The sequence below is a fragment of the Candidatus Poribacteria bacterium genome, from assembly GCA_009839745.1.
Taxonomy (GTDB): domain Bacteria; phylum Poribacteria; class WGA-4E; order WGA-4E; family WGA-3G; genus WGA-3G.
Genome location: VXPE01000003.1, coordinates 1 through 19175, shown reverse-complemented (window position 1 = coordinate 19175; position 19175 = coordinate 1). Strand labels below are relative to the sequence as shown.

Genomic DNA, 19175 nt, shown 5'->3' with positions numbered 1-19175 from the left:
ATAAGTAAGAAGAATTTATTGCAATCACTTTACAATGCTCAACTTCCCAATTTCTTGAACAAGCGCATCTGCCTGCCTTGCGGAAATACGATAGATATAAATTCCCGGTGCAAGCGGGATGCCGTTCCCAGTTACAGCCTGCCATTCAAATTTACCTTGCGTCCCTACAGTTTCTCGCGTTTCGCTATAGACAAGATCCCCCGCCGGTATGAAAATCTCAAGACGAATGTTATCGGCGATCTGTGAAGCAGACAACCGATAGGCAAATGTCACTGCTGTATCCCCGGTAAGGAAAGGGTTTGGATATACTTTTATCTCATCAAGTGCGAAATCTCCTGCTTGAAGTTGATCTACATGCAAGCGGTAAGAATCAATCCGACTGAAGCCACCATCTGATTCTACGATGATGTAGAATATATCTGTCGTATCGGGTTGATAAATGAGTTTCAATCCGCCGATGTCGGTGGCATTTTCTCCAGTAGCGATCATCTCACCCGTTGCTGCATGCAGGGACAAACGGTAGTTTTTGCCTGGCGGAATGTCAGCCAACGTCACCAAAATCGTGATGTCACGAGTCGCTTCTACTTTGTAAACATCACGTGTATCGCCTAAATCGAAAAGAAAAGATTCATACGTCTGTCCGTATGTAATAGGGAACGCAGTCGCAAGTGTATCGTTTGGTTCGTAAGTATCGCCGAACGACACAAGAAGAGGAATCGTCCGACCTTCCGGTCCGATATTCGTGATAGAAATGCCGGTTACAGTGCCGTCGTTGGCGTTACTATTTGGCACAGTCCCGGGTGTAAAGGCAGTCTGTTCATCATCCGCAGAGTAAGCCGCCCCATCGGTGATCGTTTGCACATCTATAAATTCAACATCATTCTGTTGATAGGTGCCGCGGTGTTCGGGATCTGCTGGGTCTTCAAGCCAAATCTGTTGAGAGGCATCAAACGTCCCAAGCGGATAAGGATTCGTCTCGTCGATATGCCAAATCAGGATGCCCGATTCAGGGAGGTGGGTATCAAAAGTCGCCCCTGACGTTTTGTTTCGATTTTCTATGAGGAAGAACTCTGGTGCTTCTCCGCGAACGGGTGTTGCTGACGAATGGATATCAATCTTGAAAAGTATATTATCTGTGGGTCCGAGTTCAAAGCTCGGGACATCAATCTGTTGGTTTTGTGTTATCTGAACGGGTTGAATCCAGCCAAGGCGACCGTTTTCAGGGCGCGCGTCGAAGTCCCATTTGAGGTATCCCATAATATGGCTCGGTTGTAACCCGTTCCCGATCCCTAATTCAGTCGGACCTTGGTAGGGACCGAATTGGCTCATCAAGCCCCATTTGTGATCACGGGCATCTGTGAAGTCGAATCCGTAAACATCAGGGGCACCGAAGTCGTGAAAGAACTCGTGGAAATAGATGCCTAAGTGTGGATGTTCAAAATCGGGTTCCTCGGCAACAACGGCGGCGGTATTGACCCGGACACCATCATGAACAGCATTAACGGCGGGTATTAGCAGGGATGCAATATCCTCTATGATGCCACTTGAAGCCTGATCGTTTCCTGAATGAATTAGGAAAACATGGTCAACGACACCGTCGTCGTCCCTGTCATATTGTGAAAAGTCAACGATTGCGTCCGCAGCGTCGCACGCTTCGCGAACCAACTCCCGATAGCGTTCAAGAATTCTCACGCCTTCGCCGTAATAGGTCATCGGTTTTCTGGCACGAATCCATGTGTTACCTCTTGGGAAAACGCCACCGATTGGACCCGGCTGAACATCCATCTGTCCATAAGAATTTTCACGATAATACGTTTTGAGGGAGATGCCTTCTGTTGCAAAAAGGTATTGATCGAAAGCGGCACCTGCTCTCTGGCCGGGCATATCAGCAAAATCTATTTTCAAAGCGAGAACATACTCTATGCCATCTGACTGCAGGACGCCTTGCTCTCTGACGAAGCAGCATCCTTCAAGCGCCTCAAGAAAATCCACCCTGCTTTCAGGTGTTTTAGGCACGAATCCACCGCTCTCTGAATCTTGGTTAAAATAGAGATACGGATTTGGCGGCGCAGCGATACTGAGCGAAGGAAAGTGAACAAGGGTAAGGACACCAATCGTTAAACTCAGCAAGATTATTCGTATGGACGAAGACGGATGATAATGTAGAACTAAAACAGGCTTAATCAAACTCTCCTCCACACTTCCTGCACAAAATATAGAACTGGATGTCATCGGATTGGGCGTGTTGTGTCATGAGATCGACTGCCTGTTGCGGCAGATCTGCTGCACATTTGGGGCATTTATAGAGGGAGCCTTCTGTTGCTGGGAATTCGGTGAGGTCTCCCCAGATATCCTGAAGCCAGTATTTAAATTCCCAAGGGAGTTCGGTGTTGACAGCAGTTGCGATCTGGACAGCGTGGTGAATGAGTTTTTGACATTCGCCGATGGAAGCAGGCTCATAAGGGTGCAGTGCATGTTTAACGGGAAGTGAGTTCCCTTCTGTTTCGGTTTGCGTGTTGAAATCGCGCGTACGGGTAAGCAAAATCTGGTCTAAGCGTGAACCGCCTTCCCTGCCTTTAGACCAGAGACGGTAGTAGCCTGCCCGTTTAATCTGGAAAAAGGCTGGGTTGATGCCTTGTTTGGTATTTACGACACTGTCGGGTCCGGTGTTCCATAACCAGCGGTGCCATTTAGAAGTATCATCCGGATCGGGACAAATGCGAATTGCCCCTGGACCTCCATCCCGATCCCAGGGGTTTGCAAGTGCATCATCCATACCTATCCAATAGGAATCTTTACTCCATTCAAAGAAGACGCGCGCCCAAAGGTACCACTTCCCTGTCTTAGGGATATAAATTTCGTGTATTGCCCGCGCCCCTTTCAAACTGTCAATCGCTCTTCCACCAGAGGCTTCTGCGTTCTCAACCGGTCTCACCCCTTTATCGAGATGGATTGCGGCATCTGCTTCAATAACGAGTGTATCCTTCGGTAGGCGAATGAGTTCTTTAGGTTCATCGTTATCCGGTTCTGTAGGTTCCATGAGATTATAATTCTTCGCAATCCGTTGTGAGACCTTCTCAAACTGTTTCTCAGAAAGTTTGGCATCGAAAAAGCAATCTCGAATGCCTTTCTTCCAGAGATCCAGGAGGAGGAACATCGCTTTTAGGTTACCATCTGGACGCTTTCGGGTCCCAACTACGATTAACATACCGGTATCCTTAGAACGACTGATTAAACAGCGATGCAACGGGAAATCAGGTGATTTATGCGTTCTACTGGAGACAATAAGGGGCGCGTAATATCGGCAGTTTTCATCACAACCGGGGATCTTGGCACGCTTAGCTCTACAACATTCCGGGCAAATTAACATACCGTTAAGTGCCGGACAGATCCGTTTGCCACTATCTGAGCGACACGTTCGACATCGTTGGCGTTTAGGCTTTCTGTTTGAAGTTTGATAGCGTTGATGTCGCATGTTTCTTCCAAAAAGAGGAGCAATGAAGAGGATTAACTCGGACGATTGACGAGATCAGATAGATATTCAGCAATTTTGTCTGTAATCTGTTGGGCGTCTACATCCGCGAAGTTAAACAGTTCCTTAAGCATAGGGGAAATAGCACCCGTATCAAGCAACGCATTTGCGAGCCGCCCCATATTGCTGCGGTTGAGCCCCCCTTGTCCATCGTTGTTACCCATATCCAGGATCTTGATACTGTCGATTTTCTCGACAGGTTTCATGAGTTCCTCAAGAATATCAGGGGCTTCATCAATGAGTTCTAAGATTGCTTCTTGGACGAGGACGCGTTGTTCAGCGACATTTCGAGCTTCGTATTCTGCCATCTCGCCTTGTGCTTTCGCTCGCGCCTCGGCAAGCACAGCATCGGCAAGACGTTCGATCGGCTGTGCTTGGGCTTCGGCACCAATGATTGCCACCTCACGCTGCCATTCAGCTTCTTTCACCTGTTCTGTTGCCGTCACACCCACTTCTGCGCCCATACGTTCAGCTTCCGCTACTAACTGCTCTTTCTCTGCAAGTGCCGTTACCTGCTGCTTATTCGCAACCTCAATTTTCCGGTCTTCGTCGGTTAAGGCAACCTGTAATTCCTGATTGATACGGGTCTGTTCTACTGTCAAGATTTTGGCAATTTCTGCGAGGGAGACCTGTCGAACCTGATCGATCTGTGCGGTTTCGACGACGAGGTTTTTCTCGATTTCACGCTGTTGGACCTGTTGTTCTTGACTGAAACGTGTGGTTTGGACTGCCAAATCGCGCGCAATATCCCGTAGCATAACCCCTTCTTCTTGTGCGATGCGTGCTTTGTCTACGATGAGTTCCTTCTCAATGTCACGGGTTTCAACCTGTTGCGCTTGTGCGATGCGTGCTATCTCTACTGCCAAAATTTTGGCAACTTCTGCGAGTTCGACTTGGCGCACCTGATCGATTTGTGCGGTTTCGACGACGAGGTTTTTCTCGATTTCACGCTGTTGGACCTGTTGTTCTTGACTGAAACGTGTGGTTTGGACTGCCAAATCGCGCGCAATATCCCGTAGCATAACCCCTTCTTCTTGTGCAATACGGGCTTTCTCTACTGTCAATACTTTCTCTATGTCGCGAACCGCAATCGCTTGTTCCTGTGCGATTCTCTGCATTTGAACGATGAGATGTTGCTCAATTTCGGCGAGTTGGACAACTTTGGATTGCTCAATCTGTTGTGTTTCAACGATGAGGTTCTTTTCAATTTCACGTTCGGCGACAATCTGTTCCTGTTGGACGCGAGCGACTTCGATGTCACGGTTCATCTCGATTTCGCGTTCTTGGATAACCTGTTCCTGTCTAATACGTGCGCGCTCGACCTCCTGCTTCATCTCGTATTCACGTTCTTGCACGCCCTGTTCCATCTCAAATTGGAATTTAAGGGTCTCGGCTTGCCGTTCCGCGGCATAGATAGCAATATTTTTTTGCTGATCGGATTCTGCCCATGCTTGCTGCTGTTCGGCTTCGAGTTTCTGTATCCGAGCGTCGACCTCAATCTGAACGATGGCGACCTCTTTTTCTTTGACAATCCGTTCTTTTTCTCGGTCCTGCTCGGCTGTGATTTCGGTGATTTCTCGAATACCAACTGCATCGAATCGGTTTTCGGCATCAAGCGTTTCAACGGGGGTCTGATCTACCCGAATAATAGATACGGTTTCAAGGGTTAAACCGTTCTGGATTTCCAGATCCTCACCGCACGCTCCTTGGACCTTGTCGGCAAACTCTTGGCGTTTCTGGAGGAGATCTTGAATATCACTTTCGGCTGCGACACTTCGCAACGCACCCTCGAGTTTCGGTTCAATTAATTCGCGCACGGTCTCAGGGGTCATAGATTTATCGCCAAGGGCTTGTGCAGCGCGTAGGATGTCGGTTTCTTCGGGTTCAACTTTAAGGTAGAAAACAACTTCGACATCACCGCGGTTAAAGTCGTAGGTAATCAAAGCCTCTGGACCCTCTCGTATGACCTCAATGCGCATGGTATTCAGAGAGATTTCTTTGATTTCATGGATAATCGTGTTAACCCAGAGACCCCCCGTGATACGAATTTTCTCTCTTGCACCCCCTGTTCGGACGAGTGCGACATCGGCTTTCGGTATACGATAGCGGATCACTGTAGCAGCGAAAGTTGCTAAACTCGCGAATAATACAAAGAGAATTGCTGTCAACCACCGTATGACTTCGTTCTGTCCAAAGCGGTCGAGATTTTGATATGCAAACCAACCAACAGCGACTGCAACAGCTATTAAGAAAACGATAACAGCAATGAAACGCATTCAGTTCTCCTTTTTCGTTGTCAGTTATCAGGTGTCAGGCACTCGTTTGTGACGGACACGGTGTTTGCCCGCACACTTTTAACCGAAAACTGAAAACCTAAGACTGATAACTATTCCCTACCGGAAAATGGTCTCGCTGCTGAGATGTGTCCGGTATCGCCCTTTGAGCGGTTGACGGGGGGACGTCTGCCACGCGAGATTTGCTAAGTAACAGAGCGCATTCTCAATGAGAGGTTTCGCTATAGTCGTCCGATAGGCATCACGGGTATCAACTGCAAAAGCGACATAATACCCATCTCCCCATTGTAACTGCACACTGATCGGATCTCCGTTATCCTCTCTAACAGCCAATCTTCGGTAACTCCTGTCGTCTGTCACCCAATGATCGTCGGTTACGAGCGTGTCGACATTTACCTTATGAGGCCAGGTAAACATACCCGTTTTTTGTCCGTCGTCGGTGATCTTGACGTTTCCATCTTTGGAATTAACCACGCGAATCGGGTGCTGATTCACTGGCAACCAATCGCCACGCCAGGCAGGCTCGGTCGTATGGACACCATCCGGGGGTGTGATATTGTTATCCATTGCGGAAGCCCAAACAATTCCGCCCTTACGAACGAACTCTCGAATTGCTTGATCGGCATCTTCAACGAAATATTCACCATTATGTCCCGTTGCGTTCCAAGTAAACCAGATGATGTCGTACTCTGAAAGCGTGATGCTTGAGAGTTTGATCGCATTGTTGGGATCCCCACGATTGTCAGGATTGTCATTAATGTGGACAGTCGTAAACTGAAATTCTAATCCTTCAACAGAGGTGAGGGACTCCAATATTGCTGGCTCGCCTGTTGCGCTATCGCCTACAACAATCAGCACACGAAATACACCTAACGGCACAATTTTTATAGAAGAGATAATATCTGAAAATGATTGCGAATGTGGATGTGCTCTAAGGTTCCGAAGTGCCAATTGAAATTCTTGTGAACTGAGGCTTAGGTTCAATCGCCGACCTTCAAAGTTAGCGTGCTCGTAGAAAATAATATGACATCCGCTGAACGGAAAACTCGGACCCCGCTGGATTCGGATTGACGAAACCGTATCGTTCATCCCGATATCAAACATTGAACTGACATCCCGCATGATAACACTCCGTTGACCGGTATAGTCTACGTCCCGGAACACCTCAATGATGACCGGGACTGCTCCATATTCCGGCGGTGTTGGATGCGCTGATGGACTGAAACTGATAGATGTAATCGCGTCCCCGAAGTTGTAAGGGATGTCATGAATGTTTGGATAGAACCCTGGAGCAAGCACCAGCCGGCGGCCTGCGTAGTCCTCATGCTCATGAAAGATGGCTTTGTAGTTGGGCGACGCGTTGAACCCGGGTCCCTTGTAGATTTTAATGGAAGAAATGATATCTTGGGCACCAATCTCTGCAGTGTTCGGGATCGATTCAACAAGCGTAACCTTGCGTCCATGAAAGTTCACATGTTCAAAGACTTCAACGACAAGCCTTGGCATGTTGGTCATAACTCGCTCCTTGTTTTCAGGCATAACTTCCAAACGAGATTGCAGGTTTAATTAAAATATCATTAGCAGAAGCGGTTTGTCAAGCGAAACTTTCAATTTTCTTGAATATCTGGAAAGAATATGATAAAGTATAGAGTAAGAGTTTGGGAAAGAACGCTTTAGCAGTGTAAGATGGAGGCGCTGTGATGTCTTACAAAAGAGTAGTTCTTATTTTTGCGATCACAATTATCAGCATCGTATTGGTATATTTTTTGGTCCGGATGGAGCAATCGGTGAAAAAAGAAACGGGAGCATCACGTCCCGTCACGCTACCGTATAATTGGATCGGGAGTATAACGCAATCACAAATAGCGGAACCCTCTGGTATCACCTACCATCCGACTCGACGGAGTCTATTCTTGGCTGACGATTCAGGGAGTGTCCATGAAGTAAGCTTGGAGGGTAGGCTCATTCAGTCGGGAGGATTAAACGAACGGGATATTGAAGGAATTACCGTGAATCCGGATACGGGTTTACTTTACGCGGCTGTTGAAGACGACGAGGCGATCCTTGAGCTTGACCCAAAAGATCTCGCCATTCAAAGGGAATTTAGAATCGGTAGGAATTATAAAGGCGAACAACTCTTGAGAAAAGGAGGCATGGGCATTGAAGCGATCGCTTTCGTGCCAGATGCCTCACACCCAGAAGGGGGCACGTTTTGGGTCGGTAATCAATCCTTTAGTCTCAAAGCGAAAGATGAGCCCTCGGTCGTGTGCGAAGTCGTAGTGCCCCTGCGTTCCTCAACAGCGAAACAGTCAGACGGCACGATTATCCGCGCCTACAAAATGGACTTCATTGACATTTCAGGATTGGCTTACGATACGCAAGGCGATTTTCTGGTATTAATCAGCGATACAACAAACCTCTTCGTGGAACTTAAACGGGAAGGCACTATTCTCAGACAATATCTCTTACCCGGTGACGAACAGGAAGGGATTGTGTTAGACGGACTCGGTTATATGTATCTCGCACAGGAGAACGGGAAAATTATCAAATTGGCGGATCGGCGGCTCCGGTGAATGAAGATACTTCAGTTTCTTGATACTTCTAATTCACTGTTCTCTTCTCTGTCGTTTTCTGCTGCAGTGCCTTCAAGGCGCAACACAGTAACCCCCGGTACTAAATCTAATACCAGGTTGATGGATGCGTACTGTTCTGCGGTATGACCACAATCGTCGCGCCACAGAATCTGGACGTTTCCTTCATCATAGAGAATCCCATCGGCGAGTCTCTTACCATCGGCATTTTCTAATTGGAAATATCTGCGGCGTTTTGCATCCATGATGTTTGTGGGTATACCAAAGGGGTGAGGTATAGAACCTCACCTTGAGAGAAATAAATCGAAGAGGCTATTCAAGCGAGACAAAATCAGCCTCTACACCGTGCGGAATAATCCCAGCAATGGTGCCACGGTGAAGCAATTCCCGCACGCCTGCTCTACCCTTTTCTCCGTAATCAAGCGTGTAGTCATTGACGTACATCCCTACAAATTTATCGGCGAGCGCGGTTTCCATATCGCGTGCGTAAGTCATTGCGTATGCTAACCCGCGTTCTCGGTGTTCCAATGAGTACTGGATGCTCTGCTTGAGTAATGCTGTTATCTCACGAATTTTTGGGGTGCCGAGGTTACGACGAATTACATTCGCACCGAGAGGCAACGGGAGTCCTGTTTCCTCATACCACCACTCGCCCAAGTCGATGACTTTGTGAAGTCCTTCGCGTGCGTAGGTTAATTGTCCTTCATGAATAATGAGCCCGGCATCGACTTCATCCTGTTGGACGGCGTCTAATATTTTATCAAAGGGACGGGTCTCTGCCTCAAAATTTGGTTGGAAGAGGCTAAGTGTAAGATAGGCGGTCGTCATTTTGCCGGGAATAGCGATCCGTTTACCCGCAAGTGTGTCTATGGGTGTCTTGGAAACAACGAGGGGTCCGTATTGATCGCCGATACTCGCCCCACAAGGCATGAACACATAATCCTTCGCGACGTAAGCGTAGGCGTGAACAGAGATTGCCGTAACCTCAAGTTCAGCGGCAAGTGCGCGTTGATTCAGGGTTTCAATGTCTTCAATGACATGAACAATCTCATACGGATCCGTCGGGATTAACCCTTTGGCGAGCGCGTAGAACATGAAAGCATCATCGGAATCTGGGCTGTGCCCAATCCGAATTTTTTCTCTCTGTGACATAGTCTTCCTTTTTAATATCGGAGTGTCGTTTTTCTTCGGATAGTAATATAATCAAAATGCCTAAATATCTTTATCTCACAGCCACCCCAGATGGACTCACAGAATTAGTGCGTGCGGAATGCGTTGCACTGACAGGATCTGCGCCAAATACAGATGGCATCGCGATTTCAGACAGGTGTGTTGATGTCCGTCGAGGCGCGTATCTCAAGAGTTGCAGCGAAATCCTTTTTGAAACGAGCAGTCTCACTGAACTCTGCGCGAAGATCACTGCGAGGGGTTTACATGCGGACGAGTTTCGGGTTTCTGTCGTAAAAAAGCCGCGCAACCTAAAAGTAAACTCTATGACCCTCGCGCGGGACATCGGCACTGCTATCGGTGGTAGTGCGAATTTATGCCAGCCGCAGACGACTTTCCTAACGGTTGTGACGGCTGATAAAATGTGGTTCGGGCAACTCCTTTCTGAGTCTGACGGTGTCTGGCTTGCCCATAATCAACGCCCTTACGTGACCTCAAGTTCGCTACCCGCTCGGCTTGCGTGTGTGCTCGTCAATTTAGTAGCACACCCGGGGGAGCATCTACTTGACCCGTGCTGTGGAACTGGCACTATTGTGATGGCTGCCGCACATAGCGGTATCTACGCAACGGGTTACGATGTCAACCGTCGCATGATAGGCGCGACCACGAAAAATCTGCAGCATTTCGAACTATCAGCAGACGTAACACTCGGTGATGCGAGACACATCGATGAACAGTATGACGCCATTGCAACAGACCTGCCCTACGGCATTAATCTCGTCAGAGATAGCACGCAAGAGATAGAAATTTTGTCAAATTTACGAACATGTGCGCCGAAAGCCGCATTCATCGACCTTCGGGATATCAGTAAAACACTGACCGACCTTGGCTACCAGATTGAGACTGTTCTACCAGTTCCAAAGTTGAGCATTGTCCGGCGTATTTTCATCACATCTGTCGTTGCATAAAGGACTGTCTATAGTATCCGAACTTCGGGCAACTGGAACGAACTTGGATTCAATAGTCCTCAATGTTATCGTAAAAATTCGTTTCTGGCAAGTACTCATCTTCGTTGAGTTCTTCCTCTTCATGTACCTCGTATTCTCTCCGACTCAGAAGTGTGTCTATTTCATTTGGGTTCTCAAGCCGGAATTTACAAATCCATCCATCTCCCTCTGGAAAGCGATTCAGAAGCTCAATGTCATCGTCGAGAGCCGCGTTGATTTCGTAAATTTCACCTGTCACAGGCGCATAAATATAGAAGTTTCTCCCCTCTGATGTTTCAACGCGTCCGATAATTTCGCCCTGTTCGTATTCGCCGAGAACTGGTAACTCTATGAAAATAACACTGCTGTAGATCTCTTGAATCCGCTCTGTGATTCCAACATTACACACCCTTGAATTGAGAAATTCAATCCATTCGTGAGTCGTTGTGTATTTTATTTCAATGTTTTCCATCGTCAACCTCCTCACATCAGATATGATAGGTGCTATCACTTAACGATTCCAATACCTTCGGGTTTCGCTTGGAAGGGTTCGACTGCGTTTTGCCGATTGCTAAAAGGCTTGTCCGATTGAAAAAGCATACACGGCTTTGCCTTGCACAATGTGAATGCGTTCTTCATCTACCACGACAGGTGTAAATTGCGGTGTATATGCTGCGTTGAGAATGATGTTTCCGAGTCTGAAACCGATCCCGAAGCAGAGCCCTTCTGCTTTCCAGAGCCGTTCTTCCGTTTCAAATAAAGCGTCTTGCAAAAGGAGCACCGATGTGTAACGCTTTTGTGTGTCTCTCAGGTACCCAATTCTAATTCCGAGTCGGTAACGATACCACGCTTCAGCCCCTATATTTATTCGAATCCCATCGCGGAAAGGGGGATGTGCGTCTAAACCAACTCTCAAAGCCACGTCCGATATTTCGCGCTGGTATGCGATACCTGTTACAATCGTGCGCTCCATTGTATCTGGAATAGACGGGTCAGAGAAGGAGAGTCCGTTGCTCAAATTTTGAATGACAGCACCTATCTGAATGGTCTCTCCAACCTGCTGGATAATACCGACATTATAGGCGTATCCGTGCCCGAAGTCCTCCTTGCCATTCATGTCAATTGCCTTAGAGCGCAACCATTTCGTATCAACACCCACAATTGTCCCACCGAACAAATTTACGCCGTAACTGAGTCCGATCGCGAGGTTATTTTCAGGAAAACTGTTAAGAGCCTTTCCAAGGTAGTCTACTCGACGGAACGCACCGGCTTGTTCAAAAGCAAGTGCCAATCCAAGCGCACCGAATTTTCCCATTGGAAACGCCCAATTTAAAGTTTCAACACCCGACGAGTATTGCTCGTACCGACTATAATCCTCATAATTGGCATTGAGGTTCGGTTTGGAAAGCAGGGCGATCGTGCGTGGGAAACGGGTCGCGTGAATAACGAAACGGTTCCCCGTTGGTTCACTGACACCCGCGGGGTTACTCCCTAAGGCGTGTGCTCCGCGGGTTGCGCCGACGAAACTACCTCCCATCCCATAATGTTCCGCGCCAAGCAACTGTTTGAGGAACCCATCTGCGGATGCTCTGGTGTTTGACATGGAGGCGGTACTACTGAAAACAAAAAAGAGGCTTACTGTGCAGGATAGGACAGTCGCTATACAATTTTGGACGTATTTCACTTCTTACCTCATGGAACAGAGTGTAACTTGTGCTACAGCGTAGTCATTTGTATGTGACATAGAGACGAACGCTGCGCTAATATTGCATTTCTGTGCGTAGCGTTGCACTTCGCCGTGTAGAATGAGTTCCGGTTTTCCGATTGTATTCGCCCGAATTTCTACGTCTTGCCATCGCATTCCTGTGGTCAAGCCTGTGCCGAGTGCCTTGAGTGTTGCCTCTTTCGCAGCAAAACGAGCGGCAAGCCGCCAGTACCGAGACGGGGCATCTCCGCAATAAGCGAGTTCCTGCTGCGTATACACCCGTTGTTCAAAACGGGGTCCCCACCGGCGAGACGCATCTCGGATCCGTTCAACTTCAACAATATCAATGCCGATTCCCTGAATTTTTTGCTGGTGCATCAGATTATCTATAGAGGGCATCCGTTATTTGCGCAGCACGAACGTTTGCTTTGACATCGTGGACACGCACAATGTCCGCGCCGTGTGCGATTGCCCAACACACTGTCGCGGTTGTTCCTTCAACGCGCTCGGTTACAGGGAGGTTTAAAATGTTACCGATAAATGATTTCCGTGAAGTCCCAATGAGCAGAGGTTTGTGTAACCTTCGGAATGCCGAAAGACGTTTTAGGATTTCAAGGTTGTGTTTTGTCGTTTTGCCAAATCCGATGCCTGGGTCGATAATGATGCGATCCGGCGTAATCCCTTCGGATTCAGCTGTCTCGATACTTTTCTGAAGTGAATCACAAATTTCACTAACGATGTCGTTATACTCAGGTGCGTGTTGCATCGTGCGGGGTGTGCCTTTCATGTGCATCAGAATGAGTCCCGCTTCCATTTCTGATACAACCGCTGCCATTGTAGGGTCCCCGCGTAACGCCGTGATGTCATTGATGAGATGGGCACCGGCTTCAAGCGCGCGCCGCGCCACTTCAGCTTTATATGTATCGACGGAAAGAAGAACATCAACGGTGTCAGCAATAACGCGAATGACGGGTAGGATTCGCGTCAATTCTTCATTGGTAGACACCGGGGATGCCCCAGGGCGGGATGATTCTCCTCCAATATCAATAAGGGTCGCACCTTCCGCCACCATCAGTTCGGCATGTGTGACCGCCTGTTCGACATCAAGATAGCACCCACCGTCCGAAAAAGAGTCGGGTGTGACGTTCAAGATGCCCATTACATGTGTATGTAAGCCTAAAGTGAGCGATTTACCGCGACAGTTCATACGATCGGTTTCGCGGGGAGTTGTGGCCGGGGTCCGAGAATCTCGTCAATCTCTTCAGTGACAAGCGTTTCCCGTTCTAAAAGGGCGTCTGCGAGTAACTTTAAACCTTCAAGGTTGGTTTCCAAGATTTCCCGTGCTTTATTATAGCACTCTGTTACAATGTCATGGACCGCCTTGTCGATTTCAATGGCAGTTTTTTCACTATAATCCTGATGGACACTTAATTCTTTACCGAGAAAGACCTGTTCGTCGCGTTTACCATAGGTAAGAGGTCCCATATGGCTCATACCCCATTGTGTAACCATTCGGCGTGCGAGACTCGTGGCTTGCTCAAAATCGTTTTGGGCACCGGTGGTTTGCTCACCAAATATAATTTCCTCAGCCACTCTACCGCCGAGGGCAAAAATGATATGCGCCAAGAGACGTTTTTTGCTCATATTATGCCGTTCTTCGAGAGGGAGTTTCGCTGTTACACCGAGGGCTCTACCGCGTGGAACGATCGTGCACTTGTAGTTTGGGTCACTTTCTGGGACAAAGTGTAGCATAAGGGCGTGTCCTGCTTCGTGATAAGCCGTAACCCGTCTCTCTTCGTCGCTAATGACGAGGCTACGCCGTTCGGGACCCATAAGCACGCGATCTTTAGCTTCGTCAAAGCACATCATGTCAATTTCTTCTTTGTCACACCTTGCGGCAAGGAGTGCGGCTTCATTTGCCATATTCTCAAGGTCTGCGCCGGAGAAGCCCGGAGTTGCCTTCGCTAAGATTTCCAAATTGACGTTTTCAGCGAGTTTATAAGGGGTTTTCGTATGGACCTTGAGGATTGCTTCCCTACCCCGAACGTCCGGCAAGTCAACAACAATCTGTCGGTCAAATCGCCCTGGACGCAGGAGCGCTGGATCTAAAACGTCGGGTCGGTTTGTTGCCGCAATGAGGATGACACCTTCAGAGGCTTCAAACCCCTGCATCTCAACGAGTAATTGATTTAAGGTTTGTTCACGCTCATCGTGTCCGCCACCGATACCCGCGCCACGGTGTCTACCCACAGCATCTAATTCATCAATAAAAATAATACAGGGTGCGTTCTTCTTTCCAGTTTCAAACAGGTCTCTCACCCGGGATGCCCCTACCCCCACGAACATTTCGACGAAATCGGAACCACTAATGCTATAGAACGGCACGTCTGCTTCACCTGCGACGGCTTGTGCAAGCATGGTCTTTCCAGTGCCGGGCGGTCCCATGAGGAGCACCCCTTTCGGAATTTTACCCCCGAGTCGCTCAAATTTTTTGGGGGCTTTCAGAAATTCGATGACCTCCTCAAGGGCTTCTTTCGCTTCATCGACACCCGCAACATCCTCGAATGTCACTTTGGTTTGGTTTTCGGAGTGGAGTCTGGCACGGCTTTTACCAAAGGACAGGGCCCGATTCCCGCTGCCTTGCATCTGACGCGACAGGAAGATCATCAATCCTAAAAAAATGAGGAGCGGGACAACGGTCGTCCCGAAAATCAGCAAACCTTGCGGAAATTTAGAAGGGGGCTTGACATTATAATTAATCTCAAACTCGTCAAGTTTTGCTTGGATGTCATAATCATCGATCGCATCGCGGCTGGCTCTAAATTCGCCCTGCCATTTTGGGGGGAGGTGTGTTTCTTGCTCTTCAGGATTCACGCTCTGCAGAATTTCTTCGCGGATTTGGGGAAGTCTGTTTTTATTGAACTGTCCTTCAACCCATTCTTCATCTAAAACCAGATACCCTTCAAACAGGGATGAACCGCGTGTTATGTATTGATGAAAATCAGAGGTCGCAAGTTGATAAACTGGATCTCTGCGGTTGAATAGCTGATAAATGCCGAGGACAACGAGTCCGGCAACAACTACCCACCAAATCACCATGCTTCTTGTATTTTTATTCACAACCGATTGCCTCTCTGTTAAATTCTGAGCACTGACAAAAAATTAATTTCAAAACGTATTAGTTTATCAAAAGCTGTTTAGTTTAAAAGTATAACAGATTTTTTTTCAAATTTCAACTGAATTTAAAAAAATCGTCTATTTCTGAATCACAAATAGGTGATATAGCAATTTTAAGTAGATAAATAATTGCAATTTAAGATATACTATAATTATGAAGAAATAGCAAATAGGTGCAACAAAATATTTAGAACGGCGTTCGGATGTTTACGAGATGATCCGGCGCGATCGTAATAAAATAGATTAAAAGCTCCCATATAAAGCGTAAGATAGCGTGCCTTGAAAATCAACCGGACATAAAATCCAACCCTACAGGCTATCCTGGAAAGGAGGAATTTATGAATTTTAACAGACAAATACTTGCGACAATTATCCTTCTGCTGGCTCTGGTGCCTCATGCATTAGGGCATGTTACAGGGAGAAACCTTCAAAATTTTCAATATAACGCCGACCTCGCATCGGTCGCGCCTATCGTGGATGGATACCTTGACGATCCGGCGTGGGCAAAAGTGATTCCCGGTAAATTGGAGCAAGACTTAATTAGCGGGGAACGCAGGGGCGAATCTCCTGATTTTACGGGAACCTTCGCAGCGGTGTGGCGAAACGGTTTCCTGTATGTCGCTATTAAAATAATAGACGATCAACTCGAAAACCGACAAGCAAAACTGCTGCGTGAGGATCATCTTATCCTTTACGTAGATCCACATCATTCGGGTCGCGCAGACGATCTCTACCGTTTTGAGATCCCAATTGAAAAAGACATGGGCACGTTAAAATCGCCCCTGACGCGAGTCGCGTGGGGAAACGATGGGCAGACATGTGAGTTGAGCTTCCGGATTGATAACTTGGCGAGGAAGGGCAATAGTATAGGGTTCCTCATTGCCTACAACGATGTCGATAGCGGGAACCTTCGGCAGGAAATTGCTTGGGCTCCAGAAGGATACACTATGGAAGAGAATGCTTACCTTCCCGATCTCGTTTTCACTGCGAGCATTGAACCGACTCGACAACAAAAATTAATCCAGTGGGGACATATCAAACGTCTCTATTAGTTTGCTGCCGTAGGGGGAGGCGTGAAAATCTCGCCCTACGGTTCAATAAAACACCACCACATAGCGCTGGAGAATTCGTGTATTATATCGGTAAAACTTTGGAACTGATGGGCATCGCCTGTTTAGGTGCCGGACTCTATTTAGGGTGTTTCAATCCGTATGGCTACAGTGAATCCAAAGCGATGGGCGTTGAGATGGGTTTCCTAACACTCGGGGTTTTGGTTTTTTTTGTCGGAAGACTCATTGAGAAACGTCAGTAAGGATTAACAACAGGACTTACGCAAATTGGGCAAAAAACAGTGTATTTCCGTGATTTAACCCCCTAAAGAATCAGAATCAACGGTATGAAGTCCGTATGGACTTCCCCGGGTATGAGGTCTCCCGTGTGGGCTTCCCCGCCCCTTATCAGGGGGACTTTAAGAGAAAATGCGTAAGTCCTAACCCAGGAAGGATTCTTAACAGAACAGTGAAGGAAGCTTTTCTTCAAATTCTCCATGATATTGAGGAAAACCAAGCTGATCCGGAAAAATATCTGCAAGCGATGTTCTCTTCCTTGATTAACCTGATGGCAAAATCGCAGGTTGATCTTAATTTATTTCAAGAAATTGGCGAAGCCTCTACCCAAATCTCTCAAACAGATGCAGTAACGATTGACAATATAGTAAACCTCCTGGAATATCATTTATGGTATTGGAATGAATTATTGGAATCTCTGTTGTAAAAAATTGATTTTGAACAAGGGCATTAATCGGCAAGTTGTATAATCGCAAGACCCTGTTCGCCTGCGACCGAATAGAGCAACCACGTTTTTCCATCCTCACAATAGATTGCTGGATCGCGAAGTTCATGTACGCGTTCGCGATCCAACCCACCTGTCGAGGGGCTAATCGGTAAATCCACACCCTCAAAATCATATTTTGGCGCGATGACCTCTATTGGCGCAGATGGATCCCAATCGTTCCAGTCGTCTGTCAACTGGACGGTGCTTTTACGGATCCGTTCTGGACTATCGCCGTAAAGTGAATAATAGACTGTCAGAGTATCGCCTTCAAGGTGGTTTGCTGTATGTCGCGGGAAACCCGTGTTGTCCTCAGCCGATTTACGTGGAAAGAGGGGGGTATCCCGCTGAATGAAGCCTGCTGTCCATTCCGGTGTTTCCGCGCGGCTTATCCAGCCATGATACGTCGCGTAGGGGTGTCCCTTCCACCAAAAGACGCGAAAATAGGCACTGTTTCGCCTGTCCATTGTATCCGCGGCTGTGTAATTCACACCGTCGGTAGCGGTCGCCCAACTACTTACTTGTCCACCCCGGGGATTGCCGTGGAAGTACATGAAAAAGCGCTGATTCTCTGCGTCTATGTGTACATCTGGCGAAGCGATGTGGTCACACCCCCGAAAAACAGTGGCATCACGATGCAATGCACCGGGGTGATAGATGGTGTAGGGTCCTTCGATAGCATCGGCATACGCCAGTCGGATATAAGCCCCGCGATGGTGTGCGAAGTAGAGATAGTATTTTCCCAGCGGATTTTTTACCCATTCTGGCACGCGAACGAGTGAGGGACCATTGATATTCGAGAAACCGTGTTCCCTATCAATCTCAGGCATATCGGGATGGATGAGCAGTGTTCGTTCCATAGTTCTCCTATTTAATCGTGGGTCTGAAACCGGTATACCTCTTGTGCGTCTTCAGACATGTCGTTCCATATCTCTTTTGGAATCCGTGCACCGAAGATTCCCGGGGCGTTGGGGGAATGATGAAACCGTCGAAAATAGACGAGTGCAAGCATGTGCCGGACAGTATCCTTTGTCCGATTCGGCATTGCCCGATGCCAGCATCGCATATCCCGCACAACGACTGAACCGGCAGGCATCTCTAACTGAAATGATGGGTAATTTGCCGCCCGCTCTTCCTCACACACATTGTAAGGTGTATTGCGTACCGCCTCATCATCAACAATAAGATGTGAACCCGGCCACACCTCTGTTGCGCCGTTCTCTACTGTGAAATCAACAAGCGGAATGTTAACGACAATCGTTGAAACGGGTAGAGCAAACGGCAGTTCAGGGAAGAGTTGTCCCGAATCCCGATGAATCCATTGGATTTCGTTACCTGGACAGGTTGAGTTGCAACCGTAAGGCAGATAGGCGAACACTTGTTCGCCCATTGCCGCTTTCAGAATCGGCATTGCGAACGGATTATCAATGATACGGGCATCCATGAACGGCATTTTCAGCATTGGGTTTTCGCCGTTCTGTCCCTCTTCTTCGTTCTGGAGGACGTTTTCCATAGCAACATTGAGATCCGCTATCCAATCGCGTGGAAGCACGCTTTCAATGACGACCAATCCTGCCTCGCGCAACAGACGCTCACCTGCCTCGACGCTTTCCGGTGTGAGTTTGTTTTCAGCACGTTCTTGATCGGAGATTTCCAGTTTCGGAATATTGATTGTTCGTCCTGTGGTTTCCATGTGCTACACCTGCCCTTCTATTTGGTTTTGAGGAAGTAGAAATCATCTGCCCTGCCTCCTATTTTCTCAAAGTATAGCATAAAATGTGAAGTCAGTCAAGATTCACCCTACAACGAAAGGGAAACCGATCTGAAGAAGAAAAAATCGCTCATGTCAAGAGTAAGTGCTTTTTACGAGTTTTGCTATAAAATCAACAGAGA

18 protein-coding genes are annotated in these 19175 nt (G+C 47.7%); 5 read left to right on the top strand and 13 right to left on the bottom strand.

Annotated features, from left to right (window positions below; translation table 11 throughout):
• Positions 1-24: 24 nt before the first annotated feature.
• The 4 genes from F4X88_00475 to F4X88_00460 form a co-directional block, all read right to left on the bottom strand.
• Positions 25-2232, bottom strand: coding sequence for a M6 family metalloprotease domain-containing protein (locus F4X88_00475; protein ID MYA54743.1), 2208 nt, complete (start codon positions 2230-2232; stop codon positions 25-27).
• A complete protein-coding gene (locus F4X88_00470) occupies positions 2180-3208 on the bottom strand; it encodes a hypothetical protein (GenBank protein MYA54742.1) in 1029 nt (342 codons plus the stop codon). The genes F4X88_00475 and F4X88_00470 overlap by 53 nt, the downstream gene beginning before the upstream one ends.
• Positions 3209-3507: 299 nt before the next feature.
• On the bottom strand, positions 3508-5808 hold the full coding sequence (locus tag F4X88_00465; GenBank protein MYA54741.1) for a hypothetical protein: 2301 nt from the start codon (positions 5806-5808) through the stop codon (positions 3508-3510).
• Between the two features lie 117 nt (positions 5809-5925).
• Positions 5926-7365, bottom strand: coding sequence for a hypothetical protein (locus F4X88_00460; GenBank protein MYA54740.1), 1440 nt, complete (start codon positions 7363-7365; stop codon positions 5926-5928).
• A gap of 161 nt (positions 7366-7526) precedes the next feature.
• On the opposite strand from F4X88_00460, the gene F4X88_00455 reads away from it, so the two are divergent.
• Positions 7527-8399, top strand: coding sequence for a hypothetical protein (locus tag F4X88_00455; protein MYA54739.1), 873 nt, complete (start codon positions 7527-7529; stop codon positions 8397-8399).
• Positions 8400-8410: 11 nt separating this feature from the next.
• Here the strand turns inward: F4X88_00455 and F4X88_00450 are convergent, their stop codons facing one another.
• Together F4X88_00450 and F4X88_00445 are read right to left on the bottom strand one after the other, a co-directional pair.
• On the bottom strand, positions 8411-8662 hold the full coding sequence (locus tag F4X88_00450) for a hypothetical protein (protein ID MYA54738.1): 252 nt from the start codon (positions 8660-8662) through the stop codon (positions 8411-8413).
• Between the two features lie 67 nt (positions 8663-8729).
• Positions 8730-9569, bottom strand: coding sequence for an ABC transporter substrate-binding protein (locus F4X88_00445; GenBank protein ID MYA54737.1), 840 nt, complete (start codon positions 9567-9569; stop codon positions 8730-8732).
• A 56-nt stretch (positions 9570-9625) separates the two neighbouring features.
• On the opposite strand from F4X88_00445, the gene F4X88_00440 reads away from it, so the two are divergent.
• Positions 9626-10552, top strand: coding sequence for a hypothetical protein (locus tag F4X88_00440; GenBank protein MYA54736.1), 927 nt, complete (start codon positions 9626-9628; stop codon positions 10550-10552).
• Positions 10553-10601: 49 nt separating this feature from the next.
• Here the strand turns inward: F4X88_00440 and F4X88_00435 are convergent, their stop codons facing one another.
• The 5 genes from F4X88_00435 to F4X88_00415 form a co-directional block, all read right to left on the bottom strand.
• The gene (locus F4X88_00435) at positions 10602-11042 is read right to left on the bottom strand and encodes a glycine cleavage system protein H (GenBank protein MYA54735.1); all 441 of its coding nucleotides are present in this window, start codon (positions 11040-11042) and stop codon (positions 10602-10604) included.
• A 99-nt stretch (positions 11043-11141) separates the two neighbouring features.
• The gene (locus tag F4X88_00430) at positions 11142-12173 is read right to left on the bottom strand and encodes a hypothetical protein (GenBank protein ID MYA54734.1); all 1032 of its coding nucleotides are present in this window, start codon (positions 12171-12173) and stop codon (positions 11142-11144) included.
• Between the two features lie 84 nt (positions 12174-12257).
• The gene (acpS, locus tag F4X88_00425) at positions 12258-12653 is read right to left on the bottom strand and encodes a holo-[acyl-carrier-protein] synthase (GenBank protein ID MYA54733.1); all 396 of its coding nucleotides are present in this window, start codon (positions 12651-12653) and stop codon (positions 12258-12260) included.
• A gap of 4 nt (positions 12654-12657) precedes the next feature.
• Entirely contained in the window at positions 12658-13482 is an 825-nt protein-coding gene (folP, locus tag F4X88_00420) for a dihydropteroate synthase (GenBank protein MYA54732.1), read from the bottom strand.
• Complete coding sequence (locus F4X88_00415; GenBank protein ID MYA54731.1) at positions 13479-15374, bottom strand: ATP-dependent zinc metalloprotease FtsH; 1896 nt, start codon at positions 15372-15374, stop codon at positions 13479-13481. Before F4X88_00415 ends, folP begins: the two co-directional genes overlap by 4 nt.
• A gap of 416 nt (positions 15375-15790) precedes the next feature.
• Here F4X88_00415 and F4X88_00410 point away from each other — a divergent pair, with 416 nt between their 5' ends.
• The 3 genes from F4X88_00410 to F4X88_00400 all read left to right on the top strand — a co-directional run bounded on the left by F4X88_00410 (position 15791) and on the right by F4X88_00400 (position 17225).
• A complete protein-coding gene (locus F4X88_00410; protein MYA54730.1) occupies positions 15791-16504 on the top strand; it encodes a hypothetical protein in 714 nt (237 codons plus the stop codon).
• 77 nt (positions 16505-16581) lie between these two features.
• Positions 16582-16764 (top strand): hypothetical protein, encoded by a 183-nt coding sequence (locus tag F4X88_00405; protein ID MYA54729.1) that lies wholly within the window; start codon positions 16582-16584, stop codon positions 16762-16764.
• A 95-nt stretch (positions 16765-16859) separates the two neighbouring features.
• Positions 16860-17225 carry a hypothetical protein gene (locus F4X88_00400; GenBank protein ID MYA54728.1) on the top strand — a complete coding sequence of 122 codons (366 nt, stop codon included), beginning with the start codon at positions 16860-16862 and terminating at the stop codon, positions 17223-17225.
• Positions 17226-17248: 23 nt separating this feature from the next.
• Here F4X88_00400 and F4X88_00395 read toward each other — a convergent pair whose 3' ends face one another.
• Positions 17249-18112, bottom strand: a complete 864-nt coding sequence (locus F4X88_00395; GenBank protein MYA54727.1) for an arabinan endo-1,5-alpha-L-arabinosidase — start codon at positions 18110-18112, stop codon at positions 17249-17251.
• A gap of 41 nt (positions 18113-18153) precedes the next feature.
• Complete coding sequence (locus tag F4X88_00390) at positions 18154-18975, bottom strand: phytanoyl-CoA dioxygenase family protein (protein MYA54726.1); 822 nt, start codon at positions 18973-18975, stop codon at positions 18154-18156.
• Positions 18976-19175 lie beyond the last annotated feature (200 nt).

Bases quoted from the DNA above. Each gene is read 5' to 3' on its own strand.
- F4X88_00440 (MYA54736.1), top strand. From the start codon at position 9,626: ATGCCTAAATATCTTTATCTCACAGCCACCCCAGATGGACTCACAGAA.
- F4X88_00460 (MYA54740.1), bottom strand. From the start codon at position 7,365: ATGCCTGAAAACAAGGAGCGAGTTATGACCAACATGCCAAGGCTTGTC.
- acpS (MYA54733.1), bottom strand. From the start codon at position 12,653: ATGCACCAGCAAAAAATTCAGGGAATCGGCATTGATATTGTTGAAGTT.
- F4X88_00445 (MYA54737.1), bottom strand. From the start codon at position 9,569: ATGTCACAGAGAGAAAAAATTCGGATTGGGCACAGCCCAGATTCCGAT.
- folP (MYA54732.1), bottom strand. From the start codon at position 13,482: ATGAACTGTCGCGGTAAATCGCTCACTTTAGGCTTACATACACATGTA.
- F4X88_00475 (MYA54743.1), bottom strand. From the start codon at position 2,232: ATGACATCCAGTTCTATATTTTGTGCAGGAAGTGTGGAGGAGAGTTTG.
- F4X88_00395 (MYA54727.1), bottom strand. From the start codon at position 18,112: ATGCCTGAGATTGATAGGGAACACGGTTTCTCGAATATCAATGGTCCC.
- F4X88_00435 (MYA54735.1), bottom strand. From the start codon at position 11,042: ATGGAAAACATTGAAATAAAATACACAACGACTCACGAATGGATTGAA.
- F4X88_00410 (MYA54730.1), top strand. From the start codon at position 15,791: ATGAATTTTAACAGACAAATACTTGCGACAATTATCCTTCTGCTGGCT.
- F4X88_00400 (MYA54728.1), top strand. From the start codon at position 16,860: ATGGACTTCCCCGGGTATGAGGTCTCCCGTGTGGGCTTCCCCGCCCCT.
- F4X88_00415 (MYA54731.1), bottom strand. From the start codon at position 15,374: ATGGTGATTTGGTGGGTAGTTGTTGCCGGACTCGTTGTCCTCGGCATT.
- F4X88_00465 (MYA54741.1), bottom strand. From the start codon at position 5,808: ATGCGTTTCATTGCTGTTATCGTTTTCTTAATAGCTGTTGCAGTCGCT.
- F4X88_00450 (MYA54738.1), bottom strand. From the start codon at position 8,662: ATGGATGCAAAACGCCGCAGATATTTCCAATTAGAAAATGCCGATGGT.
- F4X88_00455 (MYA54739.1), top strand. From the start codon at position 7,527: ATGTCTTACAAAAGAGTAGTTCTTATTTTTGCGATCACAATTATCAGC.
- F4X88_00390 (MYA54726.1), bottom strand. From the start codon at position 18,975: ATGGAAACCACAGGACGAACAATCAATATTCCGAAACTGGAAATCTCC.
- F4X88_00470 (MYA54742.1), bottom strand. From the start codon at position 3,208: ATGTTAATCGTAGTTGGGACCCGAAAGCGTCCAGATGGTAACCTAAAA.
- F4X88_00430 (MYA54734.1), bottom strand. From the start codon at position 12,173: ATGTCAAACACCAGAGCATCCGCAGATGGGTTCCTCAAACAGTTGCTT.